Genomic DNA, 23,428 nt, shown 5'->3' on the forward strand with positions numbered 1-23,428 from the left:
TCACTTTTTTACTTTTCTACCCTTTTACTTTTTTACCTTTTGTAAAACGCAGTTTGCAATCTTACACCAGCGTATGCTCGTCGAAGTATCGCTGAACCTCCTCCTTATAGTTGTCGGAGATAGGAATCATCACCTCGTCGAACACGATGCGGAACTTATCAACGAGTGGTGTCTCCTTCATATGTACGATGAATGAACGGTGGGTACGAAGGAACTCTGGCTTGGGCAGATATTCCTCGAGTTTCTTCATCGACATCAGCGACATTACCTTGTCGCCGTTCTTCAGGTAGAAACGTACGTAGTCCTTCAATCCCTCAACATACAGAATATCGTCGAGGTTCACACGCTGCAGCTTGTAGTCGCTCTTTACGAACATAAAGCGGTCGCGGCGGTAAACATCCTGACGCAAGGCAACGGTAAACCACTCAATGGCTTTGTCGGTAGCCTTAATGAAGTCGTCGTACGAAATGGGTTTCAGCAGATAATCCAAACCATTTACCTTAAAGCCCTCGATAGCATACTGAGGGAATGCTGTGGTAAAGATTACCTTTGTATCTTTTGGGAGAATCTTGGCAAACTCGATGCCTGACAGTTCGGGCATCTGAATGTCTAAGAACAACAGCTGTACGGGGTTTTCACGAAGATCCTTCATGGCCTGTACGGCACTGTTGTAAGTTCCCTGCAGACTCAGGTAAGGAGTCTTTTTGGCGTAGCTCTCAAGCAGACCTGCTGCCAGAGGCTCATCGTCGATGATAGCACAAGTAATTGTCATAACTGGATATGTATTGTTGATGTGTAAATATTTCCTTCTTTATTAACGCCCTTTTCCCAGGTGTAACGTCCGGGATAGGACAACTCTAAGCGGCGCTGCACCTGACTGAGACCGATGCCATGACCACTGCGGTCGTCGTGCGACTTGGGGTGGTTTGAGTTCTCAATCTGACAGGTGATGTCGTGTTCTGTGGCGGTAATGCTGATGTGTACAAAGCTGGGCTCAACAGGACTTACGCCATGTTTAAATGCATTCTCGATAAGCGAGATGAAGATAAGCGGTGCTACCTTAATACCAGGCAGAGCCACCTGTCGATGGAACGTAACATCCACGTTCTGCGACAAGCGGATCTTCATCAGCGCAATATAGTTCTCGATAAACTGCATCTCATCCGTGAGCGTTACCTCGCGTTCCTGATTATCGTATAGCAGATGCCGCAGCATTTTTGACAGCTGTTGGATGGCATTCTGGGCGCGTGTCTGGTCGATAGCCGTGAGCGCATAGATGTTATTCAGTGTGTTGAGCAGGAAGTGAGGGTTGATCTGCGATCGCAAGTTTTTCAGCTCGCTCTGGATGCGTGCAGTCTCCGACTCCTGCAGCTTCTGTTCGGCAGTTACCCATTTGCGTGCCAGGGCTAAAGCGGTAGAACCACCTGCGAAAATGCAGAAGTTCAGTCCCTCGCGCAGAATGTTGGTTACGTCGTTAATCGTGTCGTCGAAACGCTGGCGTACACCGAAGAGATCGTTGGTAAAATCGGTCCAGTAGTGAAGGGTGATACTGAATACCGAAATCATTGCCAAGTTGATGAGCAGGTCGTAGCGATGCTTGCCTGCCACGAAGAGCTTGGGAGCCAGATACAGATAGTTGAGGTAGAACACTATCATCAGCATTGCTGGCTGCATGCAGTACATCAGGTACTGCAAAAACTTGATTCCTGTGCCTCTCCAGAATGTAAGAGGCGACAGGAACATAAATGCCCAAAGGGCCACGTGGCATAGGCCTGCTAAATGTTTATTCATGTCTTATAGCTTCTATAGGATCCATATTTGCTGCTTTCTGTGCAGGAATGTAACCGAATAGTACACCGATAAACACGCATACCAGGAACGATACGTAGATACTCCAGGCGGGTACGCTTGATGGCATGCCGAACGATGCTAAGAACGTGCTGGCGCCAACGCCCACTATCACGCCTATCAGTCCGCCTGTAAAGGATATCAGCACACTCTCTATCAGGAACTGTAGCGATATAACGGGACCGGTAGCACCTACCGCCATGCGCAGTCCAATCTCCTTGGTGCGCTCGGTTACACTTACCAGCATAATGTTCATAATACCAATACCAGCTACCAACAGCGAGAAGGCTGCAGCCACTACCAGAATGATGGTAACGGTGTCCATCGTACTCGACATGGTCTCCATCATCTCGGCCTGCGAACGGATGGTAAAGTCGTCGTCGGCATCCTCCTTCAGCTTGTGGTTGTCGCGTAGTATCTGTGTGAGCTCCTCGATGGCAGCATCACTCAGCTCCTCGGTTACAGCCGAGCAGACAATACTTGAGAAATAGGTCTGGGCAGCAATACGCTTCATCACTGTGGTGTAGGGAGCGATAATCACGTTGTCCTGGTCCATACCCCACGAGTTGTAGCCCTTTGATTTCAGTACGCCCACAATACGCATGGGGATACTCTTGAAGCGGATGGTTTTACCGATACATTCGGCACCTTCGCCAAACAGCTCCTTAACGATGGTAGCACCAACCACGCACACCTTCGAGGCTTTTTTGATGTCCTCCTCAGTAAAACATTCGCCTTCTTCGATAGTCCATAGTCGGATGTCCAGATAATCTATCGATTCGCCATACATCGAGGCGTTGGTGTTCTTGCTGCCATAGATGGCCTGACCGCTGGCTGTTACCTCGGGCGATACCTTGGTAACAAAACGCTTCTCACGAACAATACGCTCGTAGTCGGCCATCTTCAGCGTCTGCATGCTCGACGGATCCTGTCGCACACCACCTCGCATATCGGCACCAGGACGGATTGTCAGCAGGTTGGTACCCATTGTCGAGAGTTCGGCACGAATGCTCTCTTTCGAGCCCTGACCGATGCTCATCATAATAATCACCGCTGCCACGCCGATGATGATACCCAGCATCGACAGGAACGAGCGCATCTTATTATTCGCTACGGCCTTCAGACTTACTTTGAACAGATTCAGTATATTCATTAATACTTAATTTTCAATTATCAATTTTCAGTTGTCAATTCTCAATCATCCTGCGGAGCAGGCAACTGTGCCAGTGCCTCGGCTGCCGACTTGATATTGGTATTGATGGTATCCTCGCGAATCTTGCCATCGCGCAGGTTGATATTGCGACTAGCATACTCGGCAATCTCAGGGTTGTGGGTCACAAAGATAATAGTGTGGCCCTGCTTGTAGAGCTCCTGGAACAGTACCAGCATCTCGAACGATGTACGTGTATCAAGGTTACCTGTTGCCTCGTCGGCCAGCAGCACAGCAGGATCGTTAACCAGCGCACGGGCAATGGCTACACGCTGCATCTGACCTCCTGACATCTGATTCGACTTGTGATACATACGGTCTTCAAGTCCTACTGCCTTCAGGGCTTCCATAGCTTTGCGACGACGCTCCGAGGCCGAAATCTCCGAATTGTACATCAGGGGCAGTTCCACATTCTCCAAAGCTGTGGTCTTGGCCAGCAGATTGTAATTCTGGAACACAAAGCCAATCTTGCGGTTGCGCAGCTTGGCACGCTGAATCTTCGACATGGTGCGAACAGCCACGCCATCTAGCAGATATTCGCCGCTAGTAGGGGTGTCGAGACAGCCCAACTGGTTAAGCAGTGTACTTTTACCAGAGCCCGATGTGCCTTGTATGGTAACAAACTCGCCCTCGTAAATCTTGAACGAGACACCTCGCAAGGCCTTCACCGTTTCACTGCCCACCTGGAAGTAGCGCTTTACGTTCTGCAGTTCAATAACTACTTTCTTCTCTTCTTCCATAATGCTTATCTTTGTGGTGCACCACCGCCAGCTTGTCCGCCTTGCTTGTTATTGTTGTTATTTCTGTTTCTACCTGGACGTGGCATGAATGGGTTGCCAGCCTGCTGCTGTTCAGCCTCGGCTGCTCCGCCACTGATGTTAAAGTCGGTTAGGATCTCTGTGCCAACCTTCATGCCGCCAATAATCTCGGTCATGATACCGTTGCTGGTACCAACTTCAACCTTATGAGCCTTGAATACTGTGCCTTCCTTGGTCCACAGCTTGTGGTCGCCTTCGCAATCCTCGATGGTCTCACCCTTCTGCAGTAATGCCTCGTTGGGATGGAATCGCAAAGCCTTAGAAGGAACGGCCAGTACGTCGTTCTTCTCCAAAGTAAAGATGGTTACGTTGGCTGTCAAGCCTGGTTTCAACTTCAGGTCGTTGTTGGGGGCCGAAATCACTACCTCGTAGGTTACCACATTGCTCTCGGTGGTGGCCTGCTGACGAACCTGTGTTACACGACCCTCGAACTGATCGTCGGGGAAAGCATCTACGGTAAAGCTTACACGCTGTCCCTCCTTAACGCCGCCTATGTCGGCCTCGTCGATATCGGCAATCACACGCATGTCGGTCAGGTCCTGAGCAATCACAAACAGCTCTGGGGTGTTGAACGAGGCGGCTACGGTCTGACCCTCTTCAACCGATTTCGACAGGATGACACCATCGATAGGCGATGTGATAGTGGCATAGCCCAGGTTGGTCTGAGCCTTCTGTACGCTCTCCTTCGATGTATTTACCTGCTCCTTTGCCTGCAGATACTGCAAACGGGCGCTTTCATACTCATCGGCGCTTACCAGTCCCTTGTTGTACAGTTCCTTATACCTATTATAATTACTCAGCTGGTAGTTCAGCGAGCTCTGGGCACTGCTCAGGTTAGCCTTGGTGGTGTTAAGTTCGCTAATCAGGTTGGTGCGGTCCAGTTCGGCAATCACCTGTCCCTTCTTTACCACGCTGTTGTAATCTACATACAGATGACTTACAATACCACTCACCTGGGTACCAACGGTTACGCTGGTTACTGGCTCGATGGTTCCAGTAGCTGTAATGCTGGTCTGGATATTTGTTTTCTCTACCTTTGCGGTATCAAAGCTAATCTTCTCTTCTTTCTTGCCGCCTGTGCATTTTACCAGGGCAAAAATTACGATAACGGCTACAACGCCGATACCAATCCATCCTTTCTTACCGATCTTTTTCATATCTCTCAATTATCAATTGTCAATTATCAATTCTTACATCTCTCCCGTTTCGTAGAACTTCAGCATCTGCTGGTTGTAGATGGTCTGATACTTCGACTGCAACTGGTTCTGCTGAGCCGAGAGCAGGTTGTCCTTACCAGTCATCAGTTCCACGATGTTCTTCAGTCCCAGACGGAACTGCTCCTGCAGCAGATCGAAACTCTGCTGCTCGCTCTCAACGGTAGCGCAAGCGGCCTTGTACTTCTGCTGGTTGGTTTGAGCATTCAGCCAGTACTCCTGAATGGTAGAGTAGAGGGTTTTCTGCTGATCCAGCAGGTCGAGCTGTGCCGACAACTGCTGTATCTTGGCCTTGTTTACCGAAGTTTTGGTAGATCTGCCATCAAAGATGGGTACACTTACCGAAACACCTGCCATCGCATCAAAGTTGGTCTTCATCTGTTTGCCCCAGCCGTTCGAACTCAGCGAGTTGGTGCTGGTGCCAAAGCTACCTGTCATGCTAACGGTGGGAAGCCACCCGGCTTTTGCTACCGAGAGGTTTACGTCGCTGCTCTTGATGGCTAACTTAGAGCGCTCAATCTCAGGACGGTTCAGTAGTGCCTGCTCGTAAACACCCTGTAGGGTGGGCACCTCTTTCAGTACCATCGTGTCGGTAATCTCAGGGATAGCCACGTCAAAATCTGTCTCGTCGGTAATCTCCAACAACTGCTTAAGCTGCAGTTTGTAGTTCAATAGCTGACTGCGAGTCTCTACAATGTTATACTCGTCGGTGGCTCGCTGGGCACTCAGCTGGGCCAGGTCGGCCTTGCTCATCTTACCCACGTTTACCATCTCCTGTCCGCGCTCCTCGTTTTTCTTAGCGGTTTCCAGCATCTGCTCGTTCACCTTCACGTTCTCATCCAGATACAGAATCTGGGTGTAAAGCTGGGCAATACGCTCCTGAATGCTGTTGGCCGTTTCCTTGCTTTGCAGTTCGGCTTCGTCTTCGGTTATCTTGCTTAACTTGATGTTATTGGTATTCCGGTTGCCGTTCCAAACCGTCCATTGGGCGTTAACGGCATACGAACCATTATAATACGTCTTGTCAACCTTGGTGTTTACCATGCCATTGGTAACAGTTGATACACCCGAATCCTTCCAGGGCTGGTAACCCACGCTCTGGTTGGTAGATGCGTTCAGAGTAGGCAGTAATGCAGCCTTCGAACCCTTCAGGTCTTCGGTTGCACTCTGCTTCTGCAGTTTTGACTTCTGCAGAGTTATGTTGTTGGCCATGGCATAGTCGATACACTCCTGCATAGTCCATTTCTTCTGAGCTGATATTGTCAGCGTCAGCATCAACATACTTAATACAACTAATCCTTTTTTCATCCCAATCATATTTGATTTCGTCGGCAAAGGTAATAAGTTTATCGATAACTTCCAAATAAAATAGACAAAAAATTGACGGTTAATAGAATTTAGCCGTCAATTAGTGGATTATTTCAATATTTTTATAATATTTTGTTAACTCCAAGATGCTATTGTATGTTACCTAACTGCTTGATACGCCGTTCGAAACTCTCTCGATTGTCTAACGCACCGTTCTTGATACGCGCACGATAATTATATATGGTATTTACGCTGTAATGCAGAAATTCGGCAATCTTCGACGAGTCTTCGATTCCCAGTCGTATCAGGGCGAAAATTCTTATTTCTGTGGTCAGTCGGTTCTCCTCCTTGGGGTGTACCTGCATATCGTCCTGTAGCAGGGCGTTAAAGTCGTTCACGAAATTGGGGAACAGGTGCAGAAATACCGAGTCGAAGTTCTGATACAGCTCTTCCAACTCTTTCTCCTTGAGTTCGGTAGATTTCGACATACGGAACAGATCCTCCAACTCCTTGTTCTTCATCTTCTTGTTCACCATCTTTCGATAGTCGTCCAATTTGTCGATATACTGCGAACACAGACTCATGAATCGTCCGATGTACTCCTCTTTTACGCGGTTACTCTCGGATAATTGAGAGTTGAGAGATGATAATTGAGAGTTAAGTGTTGACAACTCTTCGGTTTGGGTGGCTAACTGACTGTTGGCTGTGGCCAGTTCGTCGTTCTTGCCTTTCAGTGCCATACGGGCAGCGTCCAACTGCAGGTTGCGGCGACGCAGGAAGAACAGTACGCCTAACAGCAGTAAAAGCAACAAGCTGATGGCTACCAACAGCATGCGAAGCTGGTTGGTGGTGTGCTCGCTCTTGGTTTTGTAGTTTTTGGCAATCGTAGTCAGAAGCGGTGCTATCTGCCAGTTGCGTTGGCGCGATCCGTAGCGGTTGGCACAGTCGCTGGTAAAACTGATGTAGCTCGATGCCTTGTCGATATCGCCATTCAGCATCAGCTCGTTGGCCAGTTCCCACATCGATCCCTGGTCCATGGCGGCATTACGTATATCGGCCAATACCGATTCTACCAGCCAGTGCATCATCTGGGGCTTGTCGCCTCTCAATTTATATTCTATATAACGGTATAGAGCCACCATTGCGTAGGGGTGACTGCCTGGCTCAACGGTTTTCAACCATTCGTCGTTTATGCGCATGCCCTTCTCCAGGTCGCCTTCGCCCTGTGCCTCCTGTTCCAGTCGCAAAAAACGGGTTTCGTAGGTTGGTGGCAGTATGGCCATCATCAACTGCTTATAGTAGTCGGCTTTGGCTTGGTAGGTCTGCTTCATGTGTGCCAATCGGGTGTAGTAGGCCAGTTCGCTATATACATTATTATATGCCTCGTAGTAAATGCCCAACGAGAGCGTGTCGATTCCCACGGGATGTATCGAGTCGAGTGTGTTCAGTGCCTCATCGTACATACCGATGTTCGAACATCTGATAGCCATCAGCGCACGGCATTTTACGGCACCCGATGCATCGCCCAACTGGTCGGCCAGTTTAATACACTCCGTCAGGTGGTACATGGCCGAATCACTTACAAAAGCGCGGTACAGCTCGTAAAGCTGAAAGTTTATCTGATATTTGTTCCTGGGTGTTGTTTCGAATGCCAGGGCCCTTTTGGTCTCGCTGATTTTCTTTTCGTGTGCTGCCACATAGTCGGCAGAGTGGGCTATAGCATGGTCAATCTGCTGGCAGTAAGCCTCCAGATCCAGTTTCTCATCGGCCAGCATCGTGTTGGTTATAGCCAGCAATAAGCATAGAAGTAGTTCTTTCCTCATCTTTTAGTTAATTGTTTCGGCTGCAAATATACCTATTTTTATTTTAAAGACCAAGTAATTTGCTAAAAAAGTTTGTTCTTACCTCGCCCGGCTCTTAATCCTCGAGCGCATGCTTCTTACCGATGTACGCTTTACATTCAGGGCATTAGTGATGGCCTCGTCGTCGTAGTGTAGGTCGTCTTGCATAATCAGAAAAATGTATTGTGCTGTCGACAGACTGTTGTATTTGCGTTGCCACTCCTGCCAGCGTTTGGGGCGCAGTTGTGAGAAGTAATCCACCAGGCATTGTTGTTCCTTGGCGGTGGCTTCGGCGATGGACTGGCGTTGTTGTAACTGATTAAACATCTGCGTACCTACCAACAGGGTAGATGAGATATGTTCCATGCGGTTCTCCAGTTCCTCTATCTTTGTGCGATGGTGACTGATGCGCTGTGCATCCTCGTCCTGTTTCTGGCTTAAGCGATGAACCTTTCGGCGATGCCACCACAGACCTACTCCAACGGCGATGGCTACAATAATCATCAATGCTGTGGTCAGCCCCTGCATCCACGATAGGCGATGGTTAAACTCCTTGGTCTGTCTTACCTCGTCGAACTTCTGTTGCCTGTCAATCATCTGCATGGCGCGATTCACATATTTCATGGAGTCGTCGTATGCTTGAATCTGTGACTTCTTAATTCGCGCCAGGGACTGGAATCCACTCTTTCTATAGGCTGTGGCATATATATTTGGCAATAAACTTGAATCAGTTTGTTTTGCTAATTCTATCGTTCTGTTTAAATATGCGTGAGCACTATCCATCTGATTTATATCTGCATAAGCGTTAGCACAGATAAGTAGGTTCTTGAGTATCATCACGCTATCTTTGAGTGCGGTACTGTTGTCTAACCACTTATGGGCATATCTAAGCGTTTGATAATGGTTATGACTGATGATGTTCACATGGTGCAGGATGTCATAAACATGGCTTTTCAGTTCTTTATCATCGGCATGCTCTGCAATGGTCTCTGCCATTTTAAAGTCGATGATGGCATCCAGCATGTTACCATAGCGGTACATTCTCAGCATACCTCTATAATAATAGGCGCGCCCGCGATGCCACTCGTCGCCATGCAGATTGTAATAGGCAATACTGGCAGATATCAACGAGTCGTTATCTGCGATGTTTATACCGTGAATCTTATAGGCTACGATTGTTTTCAGTAAGCCGTACTCAGCTTTTTCTTCATCCGTCAGCGCATCAGTATGTACCTTACTTAATAAGGTATAAGCTTTATTGGGCTTTTCTTCTACCAGTCCCCAAGCCTGTCTTAACAGTGGGTGCTGTTGTCTGGTGCATCCTACCATGATGGTTATGGACATCAGTATGATTATTAGTTTCTTCATAACGATTGTAATTTGTTTGCAAAAATACAGTCTTTTCATTACATAAGCAAGCTTTTTTATTGTTTTTCTTCCTGCTACCCCGTCCCTCTTAGCTACTTTTTTAGCATTCCTGTTTTTGCTATCTGTCATATTATCAGTTATTTATGTTAAAAATGCATGCAACACCCCTTGTCACAATTTCTCGAAAAAATCCTTGCAAGTTTCATGTCTTCATCATAACTTTGCCATCGGATTGATCCAGATAATTCACTAATTATTCACTCAAAAACAAAATGATTATGCGTAAAAAACTTATCATCACCATGATGTTAGCCCTGATTACTTTAACGGGCTGTTCTAACCAGGCAAGTGTACCATTTGATGTGTATCTTGAAGGGCAACTTGTAAACACCGACGCCAATAAAGGCTTATGGTCAAAATGGATGTTTGGCGACCATATCTATGCTTTGGACCATGACTTGAATGTTTATTCTGGTAAACTCACAAAATCGGAATGGCAGAAAGCAGAAAAGATTTTGGTACAAGGACATGGAGAGAATGAGTTCGGCGATATGGTACTTTCTCAAGGCTCTGATGGAACATTGTATGTAGTTGATCATCCTTTTGAAGGTATGATGGGTGAATCGAGCTTGGTCTCGTTGACGAAAATTCTTCATCCAGATGAACTGGGTACATCTAAGGCCCCTGCAAGATGGGAAAAGTATGACCTGACGAAGCTATCTGATTTTAATCAAATTGGTGAATTCGTTGTTATTTCAGACTCTACCTTTCTCACGACAGGCGCACCTGTCAACGATATGTACCATGTGCTCGCTGTCGTCAACTACAAAAAACAGACTGTCACCCCTTTAGATTATTGGCCAAATGATAGTACTCCAGAGGTGCTGACAGATCAGAAACTGATGACATATATTGATGGCTCTGGTGTAGCATGTAATGGCAAGGATCGATACTTGTATTGGGACGATTCGGGTAAACTCGCATTCATCTTTACGATTGATGGTGAAAAAGTGAATATTCTGCATCAGATTTATTCTGACCAACTCCCAATCCCAGGGATTGCTAAAACACCGTCTACCGAACGCATTCATTGCGTTGCAAATAATGACAAGATTTACTTGTTATACAAGCATTCCAATCGTAAGGGCGAAACTATGGAAAAATATGATTTGAAAGAACCTTTCCCATGGGGAAATACCGTTGAGGTGTATGACTGGGACGGTGTTAAGCAACAAGTGATTCATCTTGATAAGTTTGGACAAGAAATCATGTTGTCCGACGATGGCAAGATACTTTACCTCTATTCTGGCTTTATCGATGACCAAACTGCTCCCTATATTTACTCATACGATTTGGATTCCCCATCTACTGTGGTATCCAGTACCCAAACGTTAGAGCAGAAAAATGATGAATCTTTGCATGTTCTGGAAGTGGGTGAAGAAGCTGTTGATGCGGAACTCTACGATTTGCAAGGCAATAAGCATCGCTTGTTTGATGCCTTTGCCGATGGCCGCTATGTATTACTCGACTTCTGGAATCTACACTGTGGCAATTGTCTGAAAGCTGAGCCTGAGTTGCAGGAGGTTTACAAACGCATGCAGGGTAAACTGGAAATTGTTAGCATCAACTTAGATTCAATTCCAGATTGGAAAAACAGCGATTGGAGCAAGAGCATCGTATGGAAAAACTGGAGTGATGGTAAAGGATTTAAAAAAGGCGGCATACAGAGCCATTATTACGATTTCAAAGCTGTACCTTTCTATGTGTTATTATCGCCCGGTGGTCGCATCCTTTGTGAGCTGACAGGATATGGCGCTGGTTTCTTCTTAGGGATGGCTGAGGCTTTGAATGGTCCTAAACAGGACAATTATGATAATCTAAATCTTGCCATCCGGAAAGTCGATGCCAACAATAAAGGTACCACCATCAGTTTTCGCTACTATACCAAGAAAGGCTATTGGTTCAGAATTACCAGTGATTCATACCTTACTGCTGATGGCAAGAAATATAAATTAACCACAACCGATGGCATCAAGCTTAATGAGGATAACTATCCCCAAGTTAAAGCATACACCGCTCAGTCAAAATATGGCGACGACATTTACTATAGCGATTTTACCCTCACTTTCGAGCCGTTTGATACCAAACCTGCTACCTTTGATTTCAGGGAGGGCGATGGCGAGGATGTGTTTGTGATACGAAGTATTAGTCTGTAAAAAAAGAAGCTTGCTCGAGTTAATCGAGCAAGCCTTTTTCTTCGCGGTGGATGGTGAGGCCGAAGCCGTACAGACCAACCACGATATAACAGAGTAGAGGGATGATGAAGGGTACTATCATGTCGGTAGCATCAGCTATGATGCCTACCAACAGGAAACCGCATCCGCCTACAGGGGTCATCATCAGAATGCTGGAGGCACTCTTGGTGAGTGAGCCTAATCCGCGAACTGCGAGTGAGAAGATGGTGGGGAACATTATAGCCTCGAACAGATAGTTGCCTAACAGACCAATCATCGACAGCTTACCGAAATTCATCAGTACCACCATGGTACACAGTACGCAACCGCAACCACAGATAAGCAACATCTGCTCGGCAGGTACCCAGCGCATGATAAAGCTACCACCAAAACGGCCTACCATAAAGAAGGCCAAGGCACCTGTTAGCACCATCGAGGCCGTGCGATCGTCCATCCAGCCCATGCCCGTAACATAGTTGATGAAATAGCTGTTGATGGAAATCTCGGCTACCTCGTAAGAGAACAGGGCGATAAGTCCATACACAAAATATTTGTGGCGCCAGATGCGCTTCAGTGGCTCGCGACCGTACTTGGCTTTCTCCTCCAGTCCGTCGTTATGACGTATCTCTGGCAGATCAACGCGAGCAAAGATGCCTGCTATGATTAATACCACGAATCCTAAGATAACGTAGGGTATTTCTACGTTGCCACCACCATCGCTGAACAGGAACTGTCCTACGGCAAAGGTGGCAAACAGGCAACCCAGACCGTTGAACGACTGTGAGAGGTTTAATCTGCTGGAGGCCGTTTCTTTACCGCCGAGTTCTGTTACATAAGGGTTGGCGGCAGTCTCTAGGAATACCAATCCCACGCTGATGATGAACAGCGCAAACAGGTAGGCATCTAAGGTGCCTGCCTCGGTACAAGGCACAAACAACCATGAGCCCAGACCAAACAGTAGCAATCCGAATACTACGCCACGACGATAGCCGAAGCGATTAATAAACAAACCTGCGGGGATAGCCATCAGGAAGTAGCCCATATAGGTGGTTACCTGGATGAGGCTCGACTGGGTGATGCTGATGTGCATCTCGTTCTGGAAGTGCTTGTTAAGCACATCGAGAATGGCACGGGCAAATCCCCACAAGAAAAAGAGAGTTGTAATCAATACAAACGGCACCAAATAGTTGGCGCCGTTTGCCCTAAAAAGTCCGTTGTTTTGTTTCACTGTAGTTTTTACCTTTTTATATATTTATTTATCTGAATCAATCAGTTTCCAGATACCTGCTGCACATGCACCACCAACAAATGGACCAACGATGAAAATCCAGAGATTAGACAAAGCTGTGCCGCCCTCGAAGATGGCGGGAGCGATAGAACGGGCAGGGTTTACCGATGTGCCTGTATAACGGATGCAAACCAGGTGAACCAGAATAAGCGACAGACCGATAGCCAGTCCGGCGAAGTTGTTGGTAGCACCATTGGTCTTGGCAGTAGCGCCCAGCACTACGAGCACAAATACACAGGTAAAGATAATCTCGGCCAGCAGTCCGCCCAGCACGCTTACGTTAGCCTGCAGATCGTTGGCACCAGTACCCTCCAAACCTGGTACATTCTCGGTAAGTATATACAATAGCAGAGAGCCGATGAAAGCACCAATCACCTGGAACAGCATGTACATGCCACAATCCTTGCCACTGATACGGCCACTGAGGAAGCATCCTAAGGTGATGGCAGGATTAATGTGGCAACCACTGATGCCACCGATGGTATATGCCATAGCCACCACCGATAAGCCAAAGGCAAATGCCGTACCTACCACAGCGGGGATGTTGTTTACTGGGTCGCAACCCAAACTAACTGCTACACCGCAGCCCATCAACACGAGCACCATAGTGCCCACCATTTCTGCTAAATACTTTTTCATAACATAGAAGTTTAAAATGTTGATTGATATGTAGATTTTTGCTTGCAAAGATACAAATTATTTCGTTCCGTGCAAATTTTTTCGCGGTAATTTTGTAATTTTGCACCATGATGGATTTATTTAAAGGTAAAAAAGTAATGTATGTGCATGGCTTTGCTTCATCAGGGCAGAGTGGTACTGTAACCCGTATCCGCGAGGTGTTGACCGAGGCCGAGGTGATTGCTCCTGACCTGCCTATCCACCCCGAGGAGGCGATGGCTCTATTATATAAGATATGTGAAACCGAGAAGCCCGACCTGATTATCGGTACCTCGATGGGTGGTATGTATGCTGAGATGCTGCATGGCTATGACCGCATTTTGGTAAACCCTGCCATGCAGATGGGCGATACGATGAAAGAACACGGTATGATTGGTGCCCAGCACTTTCAGAACCCACGCCAGGATGGTGTGCAGGATTTTATCGTTACCAAGGCTCTTGTAAAGGAGTATAAGGATATCACCGAAAAATGCTTTGCCGATACCAGCGATGCCGAACAGCAACATGTCTGGGGCTTGTTTGGCGACGAGGATACCACTGTGAATACTTACGACCTGTTCCGTGAGCATTACCAGCAGGCCGTTCGCTTTCATGGCGAGCACCGTATGAACGATGGTTCGTTTATGCACTCGGTGGTGCCTGTAATCCGTTGGGTGAACGACAAGCAGGAGGGTAGGGAGCGCCCCATTGTGTATATCAGCACCAACACGCTGATTGATCAGTATGGCAAACCACGCAGTTCGTCGCAAAAAGCCATCCGCCAGTTGCTCGAAACCTATCAGCTCTACTTTGTGGCTCCTGCTACGGTAGATGCCAAGGATTATGCCGATGTGAACGCCTGGCTGTATGAATACATCAACGTACCAGCCTACGGACATACCATTTTTACCAACCAGAAACAACTGCTGTATGGTGATTATCTGATTGATACACAGAAGGTTGATGGCATGGCTACGCTGATAGAGTTTGGAAGCGATACCTTTAAGACGTGGGACGATGTGATACCCTACTTTGAACGTCTGGGCGGACAATAAATAAGATTTAGCATTATTTAGAGGAAAGAATTTGGCGGTTACATAAAATCTTCATATTTTTGCAGAAAGTTTTAATGACTATACTTTACAGATGAAATATATCGCCTTACCTACTAACGAACCCCGTCGCCTAAGTTTCTATCTGGCGATGGAGGAGTATGTGGCGCGAAATCTGAACGAACCCGACTGCTTTTTTATGTGGCAAGTAGAGCCCAGTGTTATCTATGGTCGCAACCAGGTGGTTGAGAACGAGGTAAACTTGGCTTATTGTCGCGAGCATGGCATCCATGTGTATCACCGTAAGAGCGGTGGTGGATGTGTGTATGCCGATATGGACAACCTGATGCTCTCGATGATTACGGATGGCGACAACGTAGGCTTTACCTTTAACCGTTTTGTAACGATGGTGCAACTGGTGCTGCATAAGATGGGTGTCGAAGCCACCAGCACCACGCATAACGATATTATGATAGGTGATAGGAAAGTGTGCGGCACGGCTTTCTATCAGTTGCCCGGGCGCAGCATCGTTCACAGCACCATGCTCTACGATACCAATATGGAGCACATGCTGAATGCCATCACGCCAGGCCCGGAGAAGTTGGAGAAGAAAGGCATACAGAGCGTGCGGCAACGCATCACCTTTTTAAAAGATCACACCACGTTATCGCTCGACGAGATAAAAACACTGATACGGCAAACCCTGTGTGATGACGAGGTGATGCTCACACCCCAACAAATTAAGGACATTGAACAAATAGAATCATTAAAATACAATAATTAAAAATACAATAATCTATGGCAATAAAACAAGAATTAGAAAAGAAAGAAAAGCGTACTTGCTTGTACGACAAGCATCTACAGCTTGGTGCCACCATGGTAACGTTTGGTGGTTTTGATATGCCCTTGCTTTATCAGATGGCTGGTATCGCCCCCGAGCATACGGCCGTTCGCGAGCATGTGGGCTTGTTTGATGTATCGCACATGGGCGAGGTAACCGTAAAAGGTCCTGATGCCGAGCGTTATGTGCAGCATATTTTTACAAACGATATCGCTGGTGCCCCTGTGGGCAAGATCTACTACGGTATGATGTGCTACGAGAATGGTGGTACGGTAGACGACCTGTTGGTGTATAAGATGGGTGAGAACGATTTCTTTCTGGTTATCAATGCCGCTAACATCGATAAGGACTGGGCATGGATGCAACAGAATGCCGAGGGTTTTGATATCGACCTGCAGAACCGTTCCGACTTCTACGGTCAGATAGCTGTTCAGGGACCAGAGAGCGAGCATATCGTTGAAACGGTATTGGGCTTGCCTTGTGCCGAACTGGTATTCTATACCTGTAAGACTATTGGCGACGTTATCATCTCTCGTACAGGTTATACTGGCGAGGATGGCTTTGAGATTTATGCCAACCACGACTATATCCGTGAGTGCTGGGATAAGCTGATTGCAGCAGGTGTTCAGGCATGTGGACTGGGTTGTCGCGATACCCTGCGCTTCGAGGTGGGCTTGCCACTTTATGGCGACGAACTCTCTGAGGAGATTACCCCAATCATGGCAGGCTTGGGCATGTTCGTTAAGTTGGATAAGACCGAGTTTATTGGTAAGGAGGCACTGGCCAAGCAAAAGGCCGAAGGCCCTGCTAAGAAACTGGTGGGTATCGAACTGATGGATAAGGCCATCCCCCGTCATGGTTACACCGTGCTGGACATGGCAGGCGAACCTATCGGTGAGGTGACAACTGGCTATCACACGTTATCTACTGATAAGAGCGTGTGCATGGCACTCATTGATGCCTCATACGCCAAACTGGATACCGAAGTGCAGATTCAGATTCGCAAAAAGGTATTCCCAGGCAAGGTGGTAAAGAAGCAGTTCTATAATAAGAGCTACAAGAAATAACAAAATAAATTGTAATTCCTAAAATTGTAAAAGATATGGCTAAAGTAATTGAAGGACTCTACTACTCAGAGTCTCATGAATTTGTTAGAGTAGAAGGTGATTTTGGTTTTGTAGGTATTACCGACTACGCTCAGAATGCTCTGGGCAATGTGGTTTATGTAGATATGCCTGATGTTGACGACGAGGTTGAAGCAGGTGAGGAGTTTGGCGCCGTTGAGAGCGTAAAGGCTGCATCGGATCTGATCTCGCCCGTTAGTGGCACCGTTGTAGAGGTTAACGAAGCTCTCGACGACCAGCCTGAACTCATCAACCAGGATGCCTTTGAGAACTGGATTATCAAAGTACAGCTCAGCGATCCTTCTGAGGTTGAAAACCTGATGGATGCCAAGGCCTACGCTGCTTTCTGCGAGAAGTAATTCGTGCCCTCCAAACAATAATCTATGGATTACAAATACTTTCCGCATACAAGCGACGACTTGCAGGCGATGATGGAGAAGGTAGGGGTGACAGACTTGGATGGTCTGTATGCCCAGATACCCGATGCCATCCGCTTTAAGGGCGACTACCAGTTGCCCTCGGAGATGAGTGAGTTGGAAGTGCGCCAACTGTTTGATAAGTTGGGCTCGCAGAACCAACAGCTTACCTGCTTTGCTGGCTATGGTGTTTACGATCACTATATGCCATCTGTTATCCCCAGTTTGTTGCAGCGTTCAGAGTTCCTTACTTCGTATACTCCGTACCAGGCTGAGATATCACAGGGCACTTTGCACTATATCTTTGAGTATCAGAGCATGATGGCCGAACTGACAGGTATGGACATCTCTAACGCTTCGATGTACGATGGTACTACCGCTACTGCCGAGGCTATGATGATGGCTGTTGCCGCAGGTAAGAAACAGAACAAGGTGCTGGTATCAGCAGGTCTGAATCCCAAGACCCGCAAGGTGCTCGATACCTATGCCCTGCATCAAGGAATCGAACTCGAAACCATCCCTCTGAAGGATGGTGCTACCGATCTCTCAATGCTCAAATCTCAACTCGCAAATGGTGGTGTGGCTGGTGCTATTGTGCAACAGCCTAACGTGTATGGTATTGTTGAAGACTTTACCGGTTTTGCTGAGGCTTGTCATGAGCAGAAGGCTCTGTTTGTCATGAACAGTGTGATTGCCGACTTGGCTGTGCTGAAGACACCAGGCGAGTGGTGTGCTGATATTGCTGTGGGCGATGGTCAGAGCTTGGGTATCCCCATGCAGTTTGGTGGTCCTTACGTAGGCTATATGTGTTGCACCGAGAAGTTGATTCGTAAGATGCCAGGACGCATTGTGGGTATGACCAAGGATAATCGCGATCAGCGTGCCTTTGTACTCACTCTTCAGGCTCGCGAACAGCATATCCGTCGTCAGAAAGCCACTTCAAATATCTGTTCAAACCAGAGTCTGATGGCGCTCTTTGTTACCATGTATCTGTCGTTGATGGGTAAGCAGGGAGTGAAAGAGGCCGCAGAGCTCTCGTATGCCGGTGCACATTATCTGTGCGACGAACTGGTTAAAACTGGTAAGTTCCATCTGGCTTTCGACAAACCATTCTTTAATGAGTTCTTCGTAAAGTATGATGGCAATGTTGATACTTTCTCTAAGCACTTGCTGGATGCAGGTATATTGGGTGGCGTAAAGCTGGGTGATGGCATTCTGTTTGCCGTTACCGAGAAGCGTACCAAGGAAGAAATTGATAACCTCGTAAACATTGCTGCCCTATGAACAACCGATTATATGGAAATCTGATCTTTGAGCTCTCAAAGGAGGGCCGCAAAGGCTATAGTCTGCCTAAGAATCATTTTGGCAGTTACGAGATACCTGCAGAGATGAAACGTGCCGAAGAGGCTCAGTTGCCTGAGTGCGACGAGCTCACCGTGGTGCGCCATTATACCAACCTCTCTAATAATAACTTTGGTGTTGATACGGGCTTCTATCCGCTGGGTTCATGTACCATGAAGTACAATCCCAAAATCAACGAGGAGATGTCCGCTCTGCCCCAGTTCCAGAATCTGCACCCTGAGCAACCTGTCGAAACGGTACGTGGTGCGCAGGCTTTGGTAACCCTGTTGGAAAAGTCGCTCTGCGCACTCACAGGTCTGGCTCACTTCACCTTTAAGCCCTATGCTGGTGCCCATGGTGAGTTAACGGGACTGATGACTATCGACAACTATCATCGTAGTCGTGGTGATATGGCGCGCAAAAAGGTGATTGTGCCTGACAGTGCCCATGGTACCAATCCTGCCTCGGCCGCAGTGTGTGGCTTGGAGATTGTTGAGGTGAAATCGCTGGCTAATGGTCAGGTTGATTTCGAGGATCTGCAACGCTTGGTAGCTGAGCAGGGAACTGAGATTGCCGCTATGATGATGACCAATCCTAACACCCTCGGACTGTTTGAAACCCGTATTCCTGAGATTGCCCAACTGATTCATGCCTGTGGTGGTTTGATGTATTACGATGGTGCCAACCTGAACCCGATGCTGGGCGCTTGTCGTCCTGGTGATATGGGCTTTGATGTGATGCATATTAACCTGCATAAGACCTTCTCAACGCCTCATGGCGGTGGTGGTCCTGGTGCTGGTCCTGTAGGTGTTCGCGAGGGATTGCAGGATTGCTTCCCCTTTGTGTCGCCCTATCAGGGTAACTATGGTGTGATGATGCGTGCCTATGCTTACATCCTCTCGTTGGGTCGTGAACATGTCAAGGAGGTTGGTCCGTTAGCCACCTTGAATGCCAACTATATCAAGGAGTCGCTCAAGGATGTGTACGAACTGCCTATCGACACCATCTGTTGTCATGAGTTTGTGTTCGACGGACTGAAGGATAAATCGACGGGTGTTACCACGATGGATGTGGCTAAGCGATTGCTCGATTACGGCTATCATGCGCCAACCATCTACTTCCCCTTGTTGTTCCACGAGAGCTTGATGATCGAGCCTACGGAGAACGAGTCGAAGGAAACGCTGGATGGCTTTATTGCCGTGATGCGACAGATTGCCGAGGAGGCTAAGACCGATCCCGAACTGGTGAAGGGCGCTCCACACAATACGCCTATTGGCCGTGTCGACGATGTCCTCGCCGCTAAGCATCCTGTCACAACCTATAAGCAGTTAAAGAATGAACAAAACTGATCTCATTATCATCGGCGCGGGCCCAGGTGGTTACCGCGCCGCTGAATATGCCGCTAAGCAAGGCTTAAAGGTGGTTATCTTCGAAGGCTCAGAGGTGGGGGGGGCCTGTTTGAATGTGGGTTGTATACCCACCAAGACCTATGTGCATAGTGCTACCTTTGCTGAGGCTCGCGAACGCATGGCAACAGTTGTTGGTCAGCTTCGTCAGGGTGTTGAGGGCATCCTTTCGCATCCCAATATCACGTTGGTTCGTGAGAAGGGCGTGTTTACAGATGCTCATACCGTTGGCGATTATACTGCCGACAACATCATCATTGCTACCGGCTCCGAAACCAAATGGCTCCCTATTAAAGGAAAGGAAGACCCTCGTGTGGTAGATTCTACTGGTTTGTTGAGTCTCGAAACCCAGCCCAAGCGCTTGGCAATTATTGGTGCCGGTGTGATAGGTATGGAGTTCGCCTCGGTGTTCAATCGCTTTGGTACTGAGGTAACGGTGATTGAATATCTGAAGGAGTGCTTGCCAGCCCTTGATAGCGATATCGCTAAGCGTCTGCGTAAGTATCTTGAGAAAGGCGGTATTACTTTCAAGATGAAGACTGCTGTAGAAGATATCGCCGATATCGATGCCGATGTTGTCCTGATGGCTACAGGTAGAAAACCTCGTGTGCAGGCTGACTTTGCCAATGCCGGTATTGAGTACGATGAGCGCAAGGGCATTGCCGTAGATGATCACTTCAAGACCACCGTGAATGGCATCTACGCCATTGGCGATGTAAATGGCAAACAGATGCTGGCTCATGCCGCTGAGATGCAGGCCATCCATGTGGTGAATCAGATTATCGGCAAACCCGACAATATCCGTTTTGATATCATGCCTGCGGCCATCTTTACACAGCCCGAAGCCGCTTGTGTGGGTCCAACCGAAGACCAACTTAAGGTCGATGGTATTGCTTACGAATGCAAGAAGTCGTTCTGGCGTGCTAATGGCAAGGCTATGGCGATGGGTGAAACAGAGGGTATGTTGAAGTTGTTTGTATCACCCGAGGATGGCCTAATCTTAGGTTGTCATGCCTATGGTGCCCATTCGGCTGATATTGTACAGGAGGTGAGTGTGCTGATGTGCAAACATACCACTATCGCCGAACTGGCCGATATGGTACATATCCATCCGACACTGTCAGAAATATTAAAGTCCGCTGTAGAGTAACAACGGACTTTATAACTTTACAGCTTGTTTAATACTTCCTCAACAACCTTGGGGAAGTATTTCATTTCCAATAGGTGTTCTTTTTCTGCGATGTCGTCAACGGTGTCTTCGGGCGAGAGGGCCACTTTGTATTGGGCGATAATCTCACCAGAATCGCACACAGGAGTTACCCAGTGTACTGTCATACCCGTCTCGGTTTCGCCAGCCTCTTTCACCGCCTCGTGCACATGGCGCCCCCACATGCCTTTTCCACCATACTTTGGCAAAAGAGCGGGGTGGATGTTGATAATGCGGTGTGGATAAGCGTCGATCAAGAAGGTTGGCACCAGAGGCAGAAAGCCTGCCAATACGATAAAATCAATGTCGTACTTCTTCAGCAGAGGTAGCATTACTTTAGGGTCGTTCAGTTCGGCTTTAGGTGTTACAGCTGTTGGCACATTCAAACGCTCGGCACGAACCAGAGCGTAGGCATCAAACTTATTGCTGACTACGAGCGCGCAATTCACACGCTCGGAGCCAGCAAAATATTTAATCAGGTTTTCGCAGTTGGTACCGCCACCTGATACGAAAATCGCAATGTTCATTTATACCAGATGCTCAATAAGGTCGGCACGGTCACCAGGCAGCATATCAATGACAGGAATCTCTACCATTGTGTAGCATCCGGGTTGCAGACGCATAGAGGCACGAGCAACGTTTACCAGAACCTGACCAGTGAGTGCAGGGTTGTTAATGCTCATGTTGAATTCCAGACGCTGGTTCTGAGTCTTACCGCTCACACCCTTGCGTACCAGATTTACACCATGTCCCATATCGCGAACGTCGTCAACGCTCTCTACCTGGAACACGTGAGTCTCGTCAGAAGCGAAGTATGGATCGGCCTTGATAGCCTTTGTTACCTCTTCGAGCTTAGCGCCCTCTTCCAGCTCTACATATACCATACGGCGGTGGATACCCTCGCCCAAGGGGATAGTCATGCTCAGTGCATTCTTAACACCCTCCTTAGAACGTACGCATACACTGTGGCCCATCGACATACCAGGACCGAAGTTGGTGTAGCTCAGACCCTTTGGAGCCAAGCTCTGCATCAGGGTGCGTACGATTGAATCAGAACCTGGATCCCATCCTGCGGCAATCACACTAACAGTGTTTGTCTCTTTGTTCAACTTCATCAGACGCTCACGATAGCCACGAATCTGTGTGTGGATATCGAAAGAGTCAACAGTGTTGATGCCCAATGGCAGAATCTGGTTAGCATATTCCTCACAGCTACGTGTTGGGGTAGCGAGGATAGCTACGTCTACATCCTTCAGGTCGCGAATATCCTTCACAACCTCATACTGTGCCAGCTCGGCGGGCTTGTTCTCAGCGCCATTACGACGCACGATACCAGCTACTTCAAAGTCGGGAGCGGTCTCGAGAGCCTCAAGCGCATACTTACCGATGTTGCCGTAACCTACTACGGCTGCTCTGATTTTCTTCATGTTTTATTTATTCTTTTGATGATTATTTTCTATGTTTGCGGTTGCAAAAGTAATGCTTTTATCTCGAATTACGTAACTATTTGACGTGAAAATTATCTAAAAACTTTCAATTTGTGACGAATTGAAACTTTCTTGCCTTAAAATACAATAAATTGTAAGGTTTCTACGTTTATTTAGATGTATATATACAAAATAGTAAGTTTATGATTGAATACATTAAGGGAGAACTGACCGAGTTAACCCCTGCTTTAGCAACTGTCGAGGCGTGTGGTGTAGGCTATGGTCTGAACATATCACTGAATACATTCAGTGCGATACAGGGAAAGAAGGAAGTTAAACTCTACGTTTACGAGGCTATTCGCGAGGATGCGCACGTGTTGTTTGGCTTTGTAAACAAGAAGGAGCGCGAGATGTTCCTGTTGTTGATAACTGTGAGTGGCGTGGGTGCCAACACAGCACGTATGATGCTCTCGGGCATGAGTGTGGCCGAGCTTTGTAATGCCATTTCAACGGGTAATGCCAAGTTGATACAAGGCATTAAGGGCATTGGTAAGATGACGGCCCAGCGTATCATCGTTGATCTGAGGGATAAGATAGTAACGTTGGGTATCTCGGACGAGATTCCTGCAGGTGGACAGATAGCGGCACCTGTCAACAATCAGGTAAAGGACGAGGCCATTGCGGCACTCACTATGCTTGGCTTTGCCCCAGCACCCACTCAGAAGGTGGTGCTCCAAATCCTCCAGTCGCAACCCAATGCCCCTGTTGAGGAAGTCGTAAAACTCGCCCTTAAGCAAATCAAGTGATAAATATAGGCACGAATTACAC

General features: G+C 47.6%; 21 protein-coding genes. 9 read left to right on the forward strand and 12 right to left on the reverse strand.

The annotated features are described in order from the left end of the window. Positions 1-61: 61 nt before the first annotated feature. From T500_RS0103510 to T500_RS0103545, 8 genes are all read right to left on the reverse strand, one after another. Entirely contained in the window at positions 62-772 is a 711-nt protein-coding gene (locus tag T500_RS0103510; protein ID WP_028906953.1) for a LytR/AlgR family response regulator transcription factor, read from the reverse strand. Further along, entirely contained in the window at positions 769-1,791 is a 1,023-nt protein-coding gene (locus tag T500_RS0103515; RefSeq protein WP_028906954.1) for a sensor histidine kinase, read from the reverse strand. The genes T500_RS0103510 and T500_RS0103515 overlap by 4 nt, the downstream gene beginning before the upstream one ends. Then, a complete protein-coding gene (locus T500_RS0103520; protein WP_013065353.1) occupies positions 1,784-3,001 on the reverse strand; it encodes an ABC transporter permease in 1,218 nt (405 codons plus the stop codon). The genes T500_RS0103515 and T500_RS0103520 overlap by 8 nt, the downstream gene beginning before the upstream one ends. A 41-nt stretch (positions 3,002-3,042) precedes the next feature. Further along, entirely contained in the window at positions 3,043-3,798 is a 756-nt protein-coding gene (locus T500_RS0103525) for an ABC transporter ATP-binding protein (RefSeq protein ID WP_028906955.1), read from the reverse strand. A 5-nt stretch (positions 3,799-3,803) separates the two neighbouring features. Next, positions 3,804-5,033, reverse strand: a complete 1,230-nt coding sequence (locus T500_RS0103530; protein ID WP_028906956.1) for an efflux RND transporter periplasmic adaptor subunit — start codon at positions 5,031-5,033, stop codon at positions 3,804-3,806. A 33-nt stretch (positions 5,034-5,066) separates the two neighbouring features. Further along, positions 5,067-6,398, reverse strand: a complete 1,332-nt coding sequence (locus tag T500_RS0103535) for a TolC family protein (protein ID WP_028906957.1) — start codon at positions 6,396-6,398, stop codon at positions 5,067-5,069. 149 nt (positions 6,399-6,547) lie between these two features. Next, positions 6,548-8,221 carry a DUF6377 domain-containing protein gene (locus tag T500_RS0103540; RefSeq protein WP_028906958.1) on the reverse strand — a complete coding sequence of 558 codons (1,674 nt, stop codon included), beginning with the start codon at positions 8,219-8,221 and terminating at the stop codon, positions 6,548-6,550. 78 nt (positions 8,222-8,299) lie between these two features. Further along, a complete protein-coding gene (locus T500_RS0103545; protein WP_155267417.1) occupies positions 8,300-9,607 on the reverse strand; it encodes a hypothetical protein in 1,308 nt (435 codons plus the stop codon). A 278-nt stretch (positions 9,608-9,885) separates the two neighbouring features. Here T500_RS0103545 and T500_RS0103550 point away from each other — a divergent pair, with 278 nt between their 5' ends. Then, the gene (locus T500_RS0103550; RefSeq protein ID WP_196243462.1) at positions 9,886-11,823 is read left to right on the forward strand and encodes a TlpA family protein disulfide reductase; all 1,938 of its coding nucleotides are present in this window, start codon (positions 9,886-9,888) and stop codon (positions 11,821-11,823) included. A 19-nt stretch (positions 11,824-11,842) separates the two neighbouring features. On the opposite strand, the gene T500_RS0103555 is transcribed toward T500_RS0103550, so the two are convergent. Continuing rightward, complete coding sequence (locus T500_RS0103555) at positions 11,843-13,069, reverse strand: sugar MFS transporter (RefSeq protein ID WP_028906961.1); 1,227 nt, start codon at positions 13,067-13,069, stop codon at positions 11,843-11,845. A 24-nt stretch (positions 13,070-13,093) separates the two neighbouring features. Next, entirely contained in the window at positions 13,094-13,768 is a 675-nt protein-coding gene (locus T500_RS0103560; RefSeq protein ID WP_013064759.1) for an MIP/aquaporin family protein, read from the reverse strand. A gap of 110 nt (positions 13,769-13,878) precedes the next feature. Here T500_RS0103560 and T500_RS0103565 point away from each other — a divergent pair, with 110 nt between their 5' ends. From T500_RS0103565 to T500_RS0103595, 7 genes are all read left to right on the forward strand, one after another. Beyond that, entirely contained in the window at positions 13,879-14,841 is a 963-nt protein-coding gene (locus T500_RS0103565; protein ID WP_230580832.1) for a YqiA/YcfP family alpha/beta fold hydrolase, read from the forward strand. 91 nt (positions 14,842-14,932) lie between these two features. After that, positions 14,933-15,622, forward strand: a complete 690-nt coding sequence (locus T500_RS0103570) for a biotin/lipoate A/B protein ligase family protein (protein ID WP_028906963.1) — start codon at positions 14,933-14,935, stop codon at positions 15,620-15,622. Between the two features lie 14 nt (positions 15,623-15,636). Beyond that, a complete protein-coding gene (gene gcvT, locus T500_RS0103575; protein ID WP_028906964.1) occupies positions 15,637-16,746 on the forward strand; it encodes a glycine cleavage system aminomethyltransferase GcvT in 1,110 nt (369 codons plus the stop codon). 35 nt (positions 16,747-16,781) lie between these two features. Then, a complete protein-coding gene (gene gcvH / locus T500_RS0103580) occupies positions 16,782-17,162 on the forward strand; it encodes a glycine cleavage system protein GcvH (RefSeq protein ID WP_013064567.1) in 381 nt (126 codons plus the stop codon). 24 nt (positions 17,163-17,186) lie between these two features. Beyond that, positions 17,187-18,503 carry an aminomethyl-transferring glycine dehydrogenase subunit GcvPA gene (gene gcvPA / locus T500_RS0103585; protein WP_028906965.1) on the forward strand — a complete coding sequence of 439 codons (1,317 nt, stop codon included), beginning with the start codon at positions 17,187-17,189 and terminating at the stop codon, positions 18,501-18,503. After that, complete coding sequence (gene gcvPB / locus T500_RS0103590; protein ID WP_028906966.1) at positions 18,500-19,909, forward strand: aminomethyl-transferring glycine dehydrogenase subunit GcvPB; 1,410 nt, start codon at positions 18,500-18,502, stop codon at positions 19,907-19,909. Before gcvPA ends, gcvPB begins: the two co-directional genes overlap by 4 nt. Continuing rightward, positions 19,896-21,116, forward strand: coding sequence for a dihydrolipoyl dehydrogenase family protein (locus tag T500_RS0103595; protein WP_028906967.1), 1,221 nt, complete (start codon positions 19,896-19,898; stop codon positions 21,114-21,116). Before gcvPB ends, T500_RS0103595 begins: the two co-directional genes overlap by 14 nt. Before the next feature lie 17 nt (positions 21,117-21,133). On the opposite strand, the gene T500_RS0103600 is transcribed toward T500_RS0103595, so the two are convergent. After that, entirely contained in the window at positions 21,134-21,700 is a 567-nt protein-coding gene (locus T500_RS0103600; RefSeq protein WP_028906968.1) for a phosphoribosylglycinamide formyltransferase, read from the reverse strand. Beyond that, positions 21,701-22,600 (reverse strand): diaminopimelate dehydrogenase, encoded by a 900-nt coding sequence (locus tag T500_RS0103605; protein ID WP_013064713.1) that lies wholly within the window; start codon positions 22,598-22,600, stop codon positions 21,701-21,703. It abuts the gene before it with no gap. A 203-nt stretch (positions 22,601-22,803) separates the two neighbouring features. Here T500_RS0103605 and ruvA point away from each other — a divergent pair, with 203 nt between their 5' ends. Further along, positions 22,804-23,406, forward strand: a complete 603-nt coding sequence (ruvA, locus tag T500_RS0103610) for a Holliday junction branch migration protein RuvA (RefSeq protein WP_028906969.1) — start codon at positions 22,804-22,806, stop codon at positions 23,404-23,406. Positions 23,407-23,428: the final 22 nt, after the last annotated feature.

The organism is Xylanibacter ruminicola Ga6B6 (assembly GCF_000687715.1).
Classification (GTDB): Bacteria; Bacteroidota; Bacteroidia; order Bacteroidales; family Bacteroidaceae; genus Prevotella; species Prevotella ruminicola_B.